Source organism: Vibrio sp. 704, from assembly GCF_033339295.1.
On sequence record NZ_JAWOUH010000006.1, the window covers coordinates 170,826 to 183,228 of the forward strand.

General features: G+C 41.7%; 14 protein-coding genes. 4 read left to right on the forward strand and 10 right to left on the reverse strand.

The window, feature by feature from the left end; translation table 11 throughout:
* The first annotated feature begins 8 nt into the window (after positions 1-8).
* Positions 9-1,424 (forward strand): sulfate adenylyltransferase subunit CysN, encoded by a 1,416-nt coding sequence (gene cysN, locus R7R24_RS11485; RefSeq protein WP_054576847.1) that lies wholly within the window; start codon positions 9-11, stop codon positions 1,422-1,424.
* A gap of 37 nt (positions 1,425-1,461) precedes the next feature.
* Here the strand turns inward: cysN and R7R24_RS11490 are convergent, their stop codons facing one another.
* The 8 genes from R7R24_RS11490 to R7R24_RS11525 all read right to left on the reverse strand — a co-directional run bounded on the left by R7R24_RS11490 (position 1,462) and on the right by R7R24_RS11525 (position 8,152).
* A complete protein-coding gene (locus tag R7R24_RS11490) occupies positions 1,462-2,337 on the reverse strand; it encodes a glycosyltransferase family 2 protein (RefSeq protein ID WP_054576846.1) in 876 nt (291 codons plus the stop codon).
* Positions 2,338-2,349: 12 nt separating this feature from the next.
* Positions 2,350-3,150, reverse strand: coding sequence for a sulfotransferase family protein (locus R7R24_RS11495; protein ID WP_054576845.1), 801 nt, complete (start codon positions 3,148-3,150; stop codon positions 2,350-2,352).
* Complete coding sequence (locus tag R7R24_RS11500; protein ID WP_054576844.1) at positions 3,147-3,836, reverse strand: WbqC family protein; 690 nt, start codon at positions 3,834-3,836, stop codon at positions 3,147-3,149. The genes R7R24_RS11495 and R7R24_RS11500 overlap by 4 nt, the downstream gene beginning before the upstream one ends.
* 21 nt (positions 3,837-3,857) lie before the next feature.
* A complete protein-coding gene (locus R7R24_RS11505) occupies positions 3,858-4,940 on the reverse strand; it encodes a DegT/DnrJ/EryC1/StrS family aminotransferase (RefSeq protein ID WP_054576843.1) in 1,083 nt (360 codons plus the stop codon).
* A complete protein-coding gene (rfbA, locus tag R7R24_RS11510) occupies positions 4,930-5,814 on the reverse strand; it encodes a glucose-1-phosphate thymidylyltransferase RfbA (RefSeq protein ID WP_054576842.1) in 885 nt (294 codons plus the stop codon). The genes R7R24_RS11505 and rfbA overlap by 11 nt, the downstream gene beginning before the upstream one ends.
* Positions 5,814-6,878, reverse strand: coding sequence for a dTDP-glucose 4,6-dehydratase (gene rfbB, locus R7R24_RS11515; protein ID WP_017820714.1), 1,065 nt, complete (start codon positions 6,876-6,878; stop codon positions 5,814-5,816). Before rfbB ends, rfbA begins: the two co-directional genes overlap by 1 nt.
* A 144-nt stretch (positions 6,879-7,022) precedes the next feature.
* The gene (locus R7R24_RS11520; RefSeq protein ID WP_017820713.1) at positions 7,023-7,733 is read right to left on the reverse strand and encodes a 3-deoxy-D-manno-octulosonic acid kinase; all 711 of its coding nucleotides are present in this window, start codon (positions 7,731-7,733) and stop codon (positions 7,023-7,025) included.
* A gap of 11 nt (positions 7,734-7,744) precedes the next feature.
* Positions 7,745-8,152 (reverse strand): diacylglycerol kinase, encoded by a 408-nt coding sequence (locus R7R24_RS11525; RefSeq protein ID WP_005395798.1) that lies wholly within the window; start codon positions 8,150-8,152, stop codon positions 7,745-7,747.
* A 107-nt stretch (positions 8,153-8,259) separates the two neighbouring features.
* Here R7R24_RS11525 and R7R24_RS11530 point away from each other — a divergent pair, with 107 nt between their 5' ends.
* The 3 genes from R7R24_RS11530 to R7R24_RS11540 are packed head-to-tail and all read left to right on the forward strand — an operon-like array spanning position 8,260 to position 10,903.
* Complete coding sequence (locus tag R7R24_RS11530) at positions 8,260-9,315, forward strand: glycosyltransferase family 9 protein (protein ID WP_017820712.1); 1,056 nt, start codon at positions 8,260-8,262, stop codon at positions 9,313-9,315.
* 35 nt (positions 9,316-9,350) lie between these two features.
* Positions 9,351-10,118, forward strand: a complete 768-nt coding sequence (locus R7R24_RS11535; protein WP_054579414.1) for a glycosyltransferase family 2 protein — start codon at positions 9,351-9,353, stop codon at positions 10,116-10,118.
* A complete protein-coding gene (locus R7R24_RS11540; RefSeq protein ID WP_017820711.1) occupies positions 10,115-10,903 on the forward strand; it encodes a glycosyltransferase family 2 protein in 789 nt (262 codons plus the stop codon). Before R7R24_RS11535 ends, R7R24_RS11540 begins: the two co-directional genes overlap by 4 nt.
* Positions 10,904-10,934: 31 nt before the next feature.
* Here the strand turns inward: R7R24_RS11540 and R7R24_RS11545 are convergent, their stop codons facing one another.
* Both R7R24_RS11545 and coaD read right to left on the reverse strand, forming a co-directional pair.
* Positions 10,935-11,870, reverse strand: a complete 936-nt coding sequence (locus tag R7R24_RS11545; RefSeq protein WP_017820710.1) for a glycosyl transferase family 90 — start codon at positions 11,868-11,870, stop codon at positions 10,935-10,937.
* The gene (gene coaD / locus R7R24_RS11550; protein WP_017820709.1) at positions 11,857-12,339 is read right to left on the reverse strand and encodes a pantetheine-phosphate adenylyltransferase; all 483 of its coding nucleotides are present in this window, start codon (positions 12,337-12,339) and stop codon (positions 11,857-11,859) included. The genes R7R24_RS11545 and coaD overlap by 14 nt, the downstream gene beginning before the upstream one ends.
* Positions 12,340-12,403 lie beyond the last annotated feature (64 nt).

Genomic DNA, 12,403 nt, shown 5'->3' on the forward strand with positions numbered 1-12,403 from the left:
AAGTCATTATGTCTCATAGCTCTGAGCTTATCGCTAAAGACATTGAAGCGTACCTAAACGTACATGAAAACAAAGACCTACTTCGTTTCTTAACTTGTGGTAACGTTGATGACGGCAAATCTACACTGATTGGTCGCCTGCTATACGACAGCAAGCTGATTTATGAAGATCAAATGGCTGCGATCGAAAAAGATTCTCAAAAGTTCAATACGACAGATGAAGCGTTCGACTTAGCACTACTAGTCGACGGTCTACAGTCCGAGCGTGAACAAGGCATCACGATTGATGTTGCCTACCGCTACTTCTCAACCGACAAGCGTAAATTCATCATCGCCGACACTCCAGGACATGAACAGTACACTCGTAATATGGTTACGGGTGCTTCTACCTGTGATCTTGCGATTGTAATGGTTGATGCTCGCCACGGTATCCAGACGCAAACACGTCGTCATAGCTATATCTGTAGTCTACTTGGAATTCAGCACGTTATCGTTGCCGTTAACAAAATGGATCTGATGGACTACAGCCAAGAGGTGTATCAGAAAATCAAAGCCGATTACCGAGATATGGCAAAGAACTTCAACATCAAGGATATCCGCTTTGTGCCAATCTCTGCTCTAAAAGGCGACAATGTTGTCACTCCAAGTGAGAACATGGATTGGTACCCTGGCGCTACATTAATGAAGCTGCTTGAAACAGTTAAGATTAACCAAGACATCAACACTGAAGTCATGCGCTTCCCAGTGCAATATGTCAATCGCCCAAACCTAAACTTCCGTGGTTTTTGTGGCACCCTTGCTTCAGGCATTGTACAGGTTGGTGATGAGGTTACTGCTCTTCCATCGAACAAAGTTTCTCGCATCAAATCTATCTTTACCTTCGATGGTGAGCTAAAAGAAGCAATGCCGGGTCAAGCCATCACCCTAACGCTTGAAGATGAAATCGATGTGTCACGCGGCGATATGCTTGTCCATTCCAACAACATTCCGGAGGTTGTAGACGCTTACCAAGCTCATATCGTTTGGATGGATGAATCTCCGATGCAAACGCATAAAGAATACCTATTCAAATTTGCGACTAAAACCTGTACAGGTAAGGTTTCTCAAATTGAGCATAAGGTTGATGTCAATACACTTAAGCAGCATGATCATAAAAATACGCGCCTTGAGTTAAACGAGATTGCACTCGCCTCAATAAAGCTTACCGATAAAGTTGCAATGGATGTTTATCAGCAGCTACCTCAAACTGGCGCTTTTATCATTATTGACCGCATTAGTAACGTGACTGTCGGCGCGGGTATGGTGTCATCGATACAATTAAACCATACTGAAGAACCAGCTCGTGTTTACTCAGAAGCAGAGAAAGAGCTCAATGCTTATGTATGTAAGCACTTCCCAGAGTGGGGCTGTGTAAAAATAAACTAAATAAATAGGTGGGCCATAAACATATCGCTCACCTATTTTATTGGGAAGGGTTAGAGAATATTAGATTTCTGATCCTCTCCTTTATCGCCTTCCTTTGAGATTTTCGCGCTCTCTGTTTATATTTTCTTATTCGATTGTTAAATGACTTTAAGTTCACTCCATCCAAGTCTTGTTTTAGTGACTCCAAACTATTGGCCATTGCTAACAAAAAGTCTCTCTGATTTTCGTGAGAGGACGAGGATATCCTTGTTGAAAAAGAATCTTTTTGATTAATTCTATATACAGACATTGGTTCAGGTAAGTAGACTCCGCCTCCCTTTACAGAAGACATAATCTGCATAAAATAGTCCCCACATGGCATTAATTTAATAGTGCTTGATGAAGCTAGGGATAAAGCAGACTTACGGATAAATAAAGATGCTGTTGGGCAGTAATCACCATCTCCTAGTATAACTTCATCAGTAGAAACGTAATGGGTCCCCTCAAAATGATTTGAGACTAGCTCTCTATTGCCTTCTGGGTCCTCTGAGTATGCTGGGTGAAAGCAAAGGTCTATATTTGGGTTCCCCTCTAAAGCATCAAATTGTTTCTGTAGCTTTGTATTATCTATCCAATAGTCATCACCTTCGCAAAAAGCTAAGTACTCTCCTTTAGCCTTTGGTGATAAGTGTGACAATGCTAGAGTTCGGATGCCTTTAGAGTAAAGATTTTCATCAGTATACATTCGAACTATGTTCGAATGCTTTTCACATATCTCATCAATAATTTCTCTACTATTGTCCGTAGAGAGATCATCATAAACAATAACTTCAAATTCGAAATCACAGGACTGGTTGAGAAAGCTATTAATTGTTTTTTCAATATATTTAGAGTGATTATAACAAACACAAAGAATTGAAACTTTAACAGACATATTATTACCGACCTACAAGTAGTGTTCCAACTTACTCTCTTTAACAAAATCCTCTATACGACTTACAATATCTGCATCAAGGCTATTTTGCCAGCTTATGTCTTTATCCTTGTTTTTGAATACAGAGTAGGTAGTATCAACCTTCTTTTTTGATATAAGAAATGACTTAGTTTGTGAGGTAAGCTCTAGCCCTAGAAAAGCGAATATATCTTCAACTTGTTCTAGAGGGTCTTCTAGCAGCGCACTATAGTGCACAAGTTTAAAGTTATCTGGATACAGCTGAGAAAGTTTTTCAAATAACTTTGTAGTCTCCACCCACTTAGACAGACCAAAATATTCTTCTTTTTTCTCTAAGTTTTTCTTACCTGCATAGATCAACTCTTCTTCCAAAAGCCAGCCTAAATCGGATCTAAATTCTCGCTTTGCATTATACCAACTGCTAATTACAGCTCTCGGGTCTCTAACCAAGCCTAAAACCTTTACATCAGGGCACTTTTTGATCATATTCTCTATGATATGATGGTATCTAACTTCCTTATATACGATAGTACCCAAATGATTGTTCTTTTCGAATATAGGCTTACGACCTTCCTTTCGTTCAGCATCTTGACGAATAAAAGAAGAGTTGGTTTGTGCAATGTTATTAAAAAACGCATCGATATCATCTTTTTTAGAATTTTCATCTAGAAATGATTTAAACTCGTAGGAAAAAAGCGGCTGATATAGATAGTTAACATCAGGAGAGCTATTAATAATCTCACCTAACCAAGATGAACCGGATCTTGGCACAGAGTGAATTGCAAATCTTTTCATATTAAATAATCCATCAACTGGGTCTTAGGTACATTAAAAATCATATCAAGTATTGAAAGTCCTGGCTCAAAATCACTTGTCTGAGTATGCGTATATGGTTTTAATGATACATTTAGGAATTCTAGAGTTAAGCCTTGAGATCGAAAGTTCGATTCACTGTATAAATCCCGCCCTCCAGGAGGATTGATATAAGTGTCACCAGCTAATTTAACACAAGTATCTATAACTCTATCTTGTCCTTTAAGATTTTTATTATTCAGACTCGATGAAATTATAATTTCAGTATCAATATCTAAATAAGATTTTATTTTTTCTATAGAGTTTAGAATGAAAAGAAATAGATTATCTTCTTCATCCAACAAAATATCACTAAAAATCTGATATCCTTCATCAAAATTTGGTGACTTTCGATAAGACTCTCTAATCTTATTTAATAGTTTAGTTCTTTCTTTCAAGAATGTTGGAGATATAAAACGCTCTCTAACATCAAGGTAATCAGAGTCTTTCTTAATAGGAATGGTAAAAGTCTCTACTTTCCCTGAAGCACTTAAGTAACGGTTACGATTTATCCACCCTTTCTTGGTGTACTGAATATCATCATAAACAACAAATTTATCTACAGAAGCCAAGAGCTGCCAGTAGCCAATATATGGTAAAAAATAAGGCTGCATAATAGCAATTTTCATACTATAAGAACTCTCACATGGTTAATTTAATATCAATTCTATAACTTTACATACTGCTTCAACATCATTTGAAGACATACTGGCATGTAGCGGTAGACAAATAATTCCTTTTGATATCTTCTGACTTATAGGGCATCCAAAGCTCAGATTATCAGGGTAAGCAACATCTAAAGATGGTGTAAAATATCGTCGATGTTCAATATCATGCTCAGACAAAGCATCAAGTAGTCTTTCCTGCTTGTCTTTATCTCTAACGAAAATTGGCATGTAAGCACCGTTATACGACGCTTCGGGTAGCCAAAGAGGTAATTCAACATAAGGTTCTAAAAGCGTCCGGTACAAACTAAACAGGTTGGATCGATGCTCAATTACCTCTTCAATCTGATCAAGTAGTGTTAATCCTACTGCGCATTGGTACTCATTCAACTTTGCATTAATACCTGGCTCGCCTAATTGTCCATTCGCTTGAAGACCAAAGTTAATGAACTCTTTCGCACGTAAATAATCTTCATGCCGCTTGAATACAATTGCACCACCTTCGACTGTATGGAATATCTTAGTGGCATGAAAACTCAATGTACTAGCATCGCCAAAGTTTAAGAGAGACTCCTGACCAACCTTAACTCCAAATGCATGAGCAGCGTCGTATAGAACTTTGACCTTATATTGCTCTGCAATTTCTTTGAAACTCTCAACTTCACAAGGATTTCCATATACATGTGTTGCAACAACACCATCTACTTGAGAATTTGCTTCAAGAGCTGCTTTCAAAGCATCTGGAGATAAGTTATAAGATTTTGAATCGATATCGCAATAGCTCACATCAATACCTTGCCACATCAACGCTGATGAAGTTGCAACAAAGCTAAATGGTGTAGAGATCGCGGATTCAATTCCTAAAACTTTACATGCCACCTGAAGTGCCAGCGTACCATTAGAAACTAACAATAAGTTTTTAACACCCAAAAACGTTTCAAGTCGTCTAGTAAGCTTTTCATGCAATGGCCCAAAGTTAGTATACCAACCACTCTCATTTACTTGAGATAAATAGTTAGAAAGCTTAGTTAAGTCTGGGGCTAATGGACTGTTAAGTTTAATTGTCATCTTCGCTCACAATGCTTGATAGGTAGATACCATAATTGTTCTTCTTAAGGGCATCAGCTGCCGCCATTAACTTCTGTTTGCTAATCCAACCATTGTTAAAGGCAATTTCTTCCAAACATGCAATCTTATAACCTTGTCGTTTCTCTATCGTCGAAACAAATTGAGCAGCTTCGAGCAAGCTTTCGTAAGTACCTGTGTCTAACCAGGCAAAACCACGCCCTAACATTTCAACATTGAGCTCGTTTGCTGTTAGGTACATTTGATTTAATGTGGTAATTTCCAGCTCACCTCGCTCTGATGGTTCGACTTGCTTAGCTCTACTCACGACTTGGTTGTCAAAGAAGTACAGCCCCGTCACAGCATAGTGGCTCTTTGGCTTAGCTGGTTTTTCTTCAATAGAGATAGCTTTTCTGTCGGCGTCAAACTCAACCACACCAAAGCGCTCAGGGTCTTTCACTTGGTAGCCAAACACCGTAGCCCCATTGCCACTCTCTGCCGTCTCAACCGCTTTCTTTAACTTTGGAGTGAACCCTTGCCCATAAAAGATGTTGTCACCCAGCACCAAACATACTGAGTCATCGCCAATGAATTCTTCACCGATGATGAAGGCTTGAGCTAAGCCGTCTGGGCTTGGTTGAATCGCGTATTGCAACTCAATGCCAAACTCTGAGCCATCACCTAATAGACGCTGAAAACCTTCCTGGTCTTCTGGCGTGGTGATGATCAAGATTTCACGAATGCCCGCAAGCATGAGTACTGACAACGGGTAGTAAATCATTGGTTTGTCATAAACCGGCAGTAACTGCTTAGAGACACCGCGTGTAATAGGGTAAAGGCGAGTGCCCGAGCCACCTGCTAAAATAATGCCTTTCATTATTCGCCCGCTCCTAATCGCTCTAAACTGTATGAACCATCAAGCACGCGTTGCCACCATTGCGGGTTGTTTAGGTACCATTCCACGGTTTTACGAATGCCGCTTTCAAAGGTTTCTTCCGGCGTCCAGTTAAGCTCTTGAGCAATCTTGGTGGCATCAATTGCGTAACGCACATCATGACCTGGGCGATCTTTCACATACGTGATCAAAGATTCATAAGACTCAACACCTGCAGGTTTGTTTGGTTGCAGCTCTTCAAGCAAAGCACAAATGGTTTTCACCACTTCGATGTTGGCTTTTTCGTTATGGCCACCAATGTTGTAGGTTTCACCGACTTCACCTTCGTTGACCACTTTGTACAGCGCGCGAGCATGGTCTTCCACAAACAGCCAATCTCGGATCTGCATACCATCACCATACACAGGCAACGGCTTGCCATCGAGGGCATTTAAAATCATCAGAGGGATCAACTTCTCTGGGAAGTGGTACGGGCCATAGTTGTTGGAGCAATTAGTGATAAGTGTTGGTAAGCCATAAGTACGTTGCCAAGCGCGAACCAGGTGATCGCTCGAAGCTTTAGATGCAGAATATGGGCTGCTCGGCGCGTATGAAGTGGTTTCGGTGAACAAATCATCCGTTCCCTCTAAATCACCATACACTTCATCCGTAGAAATATGATGAAAACGGAATGCCGATTGGCGCGCTTCATCTAAGCCCGACCAATATTGACGAGCCGCTTCAAGCAAATGGTAAGTGCCCATCACGTTGGTCTCAATAAAAGCAGCAGGACCATCAATAGAGCGATCGACATGAGACTCAGCCGCCAAATGCATCACCCTATCGGGTTGATGCTCTGAAAACACGCGATCTAGTTCAGCTCGGTCACAGATATCTACTTGCTCAAAGTAGTAACGTTCACTCTCTGAGACATCAACCAGTGATTCTAGATTCCCTGCGTAGGTCAGTTTATCTAAATTGATGACGGTATCTTGGGTGTCACGAATGATATGTCGGACAACAGCTGACCCAATAAAGCCTGCTCCACCGGTTACTAATATTTTCATTACAAATGTTACCTACGTTAATTTTTGTGCCATCAGATACACATGAATACTTTATGATTATTGTAGTTTATAGACTCACTCGAGCATCGTTAGACTCAAGAAGGCTTACTTAGAGCAATCAACATAAAATGATAAAAAACTCAATTAAGATTGAGAAGCATAACCGTCCTGAAAATGTTCAAAATCGGATTCTTGCCAAATAATCTGTCGCTTTAAACGCTCTTTATTAAATGAACGCAGAAGTCTATTTAGATTTTGATGCTTCCAGTCACCAGAAGTTTCAAAACGACACTTATCAAAATCGATAATCCATACCTTATCTTTGTCGTCGATCAAGATATTGTGGATATTCAAATCAGTATGGTTAACGCCAACCTGATGCATCTTGGCAATTTCTTGCCCTATTTTCTGATACATTTCTACCGATAAAGACTGTTCTTGCAAGATACTAACCAGATCTCTGGCGTTTGGGATTCGCTCACTTAATAAATCAGCTTGATAGAAGAGTCCTGACTTTACGGCTCTTGCTGCAATAGGACGAGGAACGTGCACCCCAGCCTCAATTAGCGCCAACAAAAGCTGAAACTCTTGCGCACAACGGGTGTTATCCCAGCCAGAGAACCAATAATGATCGTTAATTAACTTCCCAAACAAACCGCCACGACGGTAATGACGTAGTGCCGCTTGCATGTTCTCTAGTTGGATAAACCATGTCGTGCCTCGCCCCGTCGCACTGCCAACCACCTTGTCGGAGGACTGCCAGTATTCCGCATCAAATATCGGTTGGCTAGGGTCTGTAATGGTCTCGTCATCAAACCAGATCACTTGGTTGTTGTTTTTATACTGTTGAGTCATACGCTCACCCTCTAGCCTAAATACCGGCTGGCTAATATATACAACCAAGTAAATGCAGCAAACGCCAAAGCAACCATAACGGCAGCAGAGCCTATATCTTTAGCTCGACCACTGAGTTCATGCCGTTCAATACCGATACGATCCACTACCGCCTCAATCGCTGAGTTTACAAGCTCTACAATCAAGACTAATACCACGACCCCGATCATTAAGATACGCTCAACCATGCCGACATCCACTAGCCAAGCCAAAATCACAGCAATACTCAAAAGAGCCAACTCTTGTCGAATTGCAGCTTCATGCTTAAAAGCCGCTTTTAATCCTTGGATCGAATAACCCGTCGCTTTAACGATACGCTTTAGCCCGGTGTTACCCGGCTTGCCAGATTCTTGCGATTGATGTGGTGTTGTCTTTGACATTGCAGAACACTTATCAGTACTTAGCTATATTCGAGCCGTGTATTTTACATTTATTGGGGATGTCTGCATAATTTACCTGCCTCTATTCATCGAATCAGACAATAATTATGTTCACTTCTGCCCCATCGTCACTATGCGTCTTGCGTTTGTCCGCTATCGGAGACGTTTGCAATACTATCGCCAGCATTCAAGCTATTCAGAAACACTGGCCTTCGACCCAGATTACTTGGATAACGGGTAAACTTGAAGCCCAGTTATTAGCCGCCATCGATGGTGTAGAAGTGATTGTTTTTGATAAAAAAGCGGGACTTGATGGCTACAAATCACTTTGGCGACAGCTGAAAGGCAGAGAGTTTGATGCGCTATTGCATATGCAGTACGCGATTCGAGCGAGTGTCGCAACGTTGGGCATTAAAGCAAAATACAAACTTGGTTTCTCTTCTGATAGAAGCCAGGACTTTCAAACACTATTTACCAATGTCAAAGTGCCTTCCCCGCAATCTCTGCATGTCGCAGATGGCTTAATGGCCTTTGCCCATCAAATTGGGGTACCAAAGGCAGGACTAGACTGGGTACTTTCTTATTCAGACCACGATCAAGCTTGGGCAGAGTCTCATATTTCTCGTAGTAAACCTAACCTGCTGATTGTGCCTGGTGCGAGCAAAGCTTATAAAAACTGGAACGCGGAAGGTTATGTGGATGTGATTCATCACGCCAGAGCAAAAGGCTGGAACGTGATTCTGGCAGGCAGCCCTGCTCAGGTAGAATTGGATCTGGCAGAGGCCATTCAATCTCGCTTGGAAGAACCGTGTCTAAATTTAGTTGGACAAAGTTCAATTCTGCAAATGCTTGCGTTAATAGATAAGGTTGAAATGGTCATCGCCCCCGATACCGGACCAGCACACATGGCGAATGCAATGAAAACACCAATCATCGGGCTCTATGCACACCATAATCCGCTGCGAGTGGGACCTTACCGTTATCTAAAATACGTTGTCTCAGTGTATGAAGAAACGATCTTTGCGGAAACAGGTAAAAACAGTCACGAGTTAAGCTGGCGAACTCGCGCTAAAGATGAAACGGCAATGAACCGCATTACCAGCACTCAAGTAATGAGCATGTTCGATCAAGTCTTAGAAGATTTGTATCCTCAATACCAGTAAACTTACTGTCTTGATTTGTTAAGAAGGAAATGACCTTGTCCAAACCAACCTTAGCCGTTGCCTTAATTGTAAAAAATGAAGAGAAGTACTTACAAGCTTGTCTAGACACAGTAAAAGATTGGGTCGATGAGATTGTCCTTCTAGACTCGGGCAGCACTGATCGCACTGAAGAAATCGCCCGACAATACACAGATAAGTTTTACACCAACCTAGATTGGCCAGGATTCGGTAAACAGCGCCAACTGGCGCAGCAATACGTTACGGCAGACTACGTTTTGTGGCTTGATGCGGACGAACAAGTCACTCCAGAGCTAAAAGAAAGTATCTTACACGCGGTATCAGCCAATAAGCCGAACGTTTTATACAAACTTAATCGACTAAGCTCAGCGTTTGGTAAGTTCATCTACCATTCTGGTTGGTCTCCAGACTGGATTGTGCGCTTATATCGCACCGAATATACACAATATAATGATTCGCTCGTTCATGAAAAAGTTGATGAGAAAAACTATCAAACTGAAAAACTGGATGGTCGACTGCATCACTACACTTACGAGCACCTTCATCATTACATCAATAAAACCACTGGCTACCTCAAGGCCTGGACGGATGAACGTGAAGGTAAAAAGAAAGCGGGTTTAACGACCGCTATCGTTCACGCTCTTGCTAGCTTTTTGAAGATGTATGTTCTCAAACGAGGCTTCCTTGATGGCAAGCATGGCTTCATTCTAGCTTGGCTAAGCATGCACTCTACTTTTGTAAAATATATCGATCTCTACTTACGTGAACAGGCAAAAAAATCATGAAAACGACTTTAATTATCACCACTTACAACTGGAAAGAAGCATTAAAAGCGGTGTTAGAAAGCGTGAAACGTCAAACCGTTTTGCCTGACGAAGTAATTGTTGCAGATGATGGCTCTCGAGAAGACACCAAAGCAATGGTTGACCAACTGCGTGACGGCTTTCCAGTACCACTTATTCATAGCTGGCACGAAGATAATGGCTTTCAACTTTCAATGAGCCGCAACCGCGCGATCGCCAAAGCATCAGGTGACTACCTCATCATGATTGATGGCGACATGGTGCTGTCCCAAACGTTTATTGAATCACATAAGCAAGTCGCAAAACCAAATTGGTTTGTGCAGGGCGGACGTGTGTTAACGGATGAAAGCTGCAGCAAGGCCATCATGGAAAACGGCTTAGTGCCTTCTATCTTCAGCAAAGGCATTCGCAATCGTAAAAACTGCATCACCAACGCTTTGCTATCGAAATGGTTCTCTTACGAGCGCAATAACGATAAAGCCACTCGCGGTTGCAACATGGCGTTTTGGCGACAAGATGTCATCGAGGTGAATGGCTTCAACCAAGATTTTGTTGGATGGGGACGCGAAGACAGCGAGTTTGTTCATCGCATGTTGAATGCGGGTAAGTCACGTCTTTACCTAAAATTCGCAGGTGTAGGCTACCACTTGTACCACGTAGAAAACTCTCGCGCGTCACTCGGACAAAATGACGAGATTTTAGAAAACACCATTAAAAACAAGCTTAAACGCTGTGAGAATGGTGTTGATCAATTTCTAGAAGCTTAAGATTATAAAAAAGGGGCGTTTCGCCCCTTTTTTATTGTTGCTGAGATAAAGCGAAGTACTTATCGGCAACCATCAATGAGATCAAACGCTCTTTACGTTTATCTTTGAACTGCTCAACCCACTGGTGCGCATTTTCAATGATCGCTAATGCTTCTTGCTCATTCGCTAGGTAATAATCCATCTTTTCGGGCAAATCCGAATAGTCATCCTTCACTTCAACATAGTGGACGCCTGCCTCTAACTTACCTTCCATAAACCAAGTCTCATATTTTGGCTTTGACATAATAACCAAGGAGTTAGACGACATAGCCCACTTAAGGTTGGTGGCCACATCATTGCCTTCTATACAGAGCAAAAACTTATACTGCAGTTGCTCTTCAATACTCATAAAGCCCTTTTCCCATGGTTTCCCTTCTACCGGGCGGGTCTGGCCAATATTGCATTGCGGATGGTTGTAAAACGCATGAATCACCTTTTTACGATGCGGCTGAAAACCCACGCCGCGCCACGCTACCATGTCCTTTTTATCTTGATAGCGAACAGGATCGTCAATAAATTTAAAATGACGAACTTGATTAAGTTTCAACACCACTGAATTTTGGTTGTTACCAAAAATAGGGCGGCTTTTTATAAAGCTCGGTACATTGGGGATGTGTGTAACATCGCCGTTGATGTAGTTAAACGCAAAACTGGAAGGGAAATAGCGTACAACTTGGCGAAGATCGAAAAAATACGTCCAGCCTTTCGTTTTTTTGAATGTATCGATGGTCGAGTAACTTTGTTCTCGGCTATCGACTGAAAACGGCGTTTCACACTTATTGTAATAGTTCACCCGCTCAAGACAGCGTTGCAGCTCTGCCTCGGTCAGATTCGAAAGTAAACGCTTGGCTTGTGCTCGATATACAAAGCGAGGGATAAGTATCGAGAGAGCGTTTGAGAAATAATAAGGGAACTTACTGTCTTTCATTCAGTTTTTCCCCAATCGCGATGGCTACTGGCTTGGGAACGAATTGTTCGATACTTCCGCCATGAATCGCTACTTCTCTCACGATAGTCGACGATAAAAACGCAAACTCTTCTTCAGGAGTTAAAAATACGCTCTCGATTCCTGGTAATAGCTTTCGGTACATGTTGGTCAGTCCAAACTCGTATTCAAAGTCTACCGTTGTTCGTAAACCACGAATAAGAACCTTAGCTTTCTCATTTCTCGCGAAATCCACTAATAACCCGGAGAACCCCTTTACCGTCACACCAGGTAAATGCGCTACAACGTCCTGCATCAGTGCAACGCGCTCTTCCAATGAAAACATAGTGTTCTTCGATGGGCTTGCGGCTACGCCAATCACAACCTCATCAAACATTTCGTGAGTACGTTCTATTAGATTGAGGTGACCATTAGTCACTGGATCAAAAGTGCCCGGATAAATGACTTTCATATAATTTACTAAGTTATTCGAAACTGATTGAATTATTGAGGCTCGAACGCAAGATTACAACAAC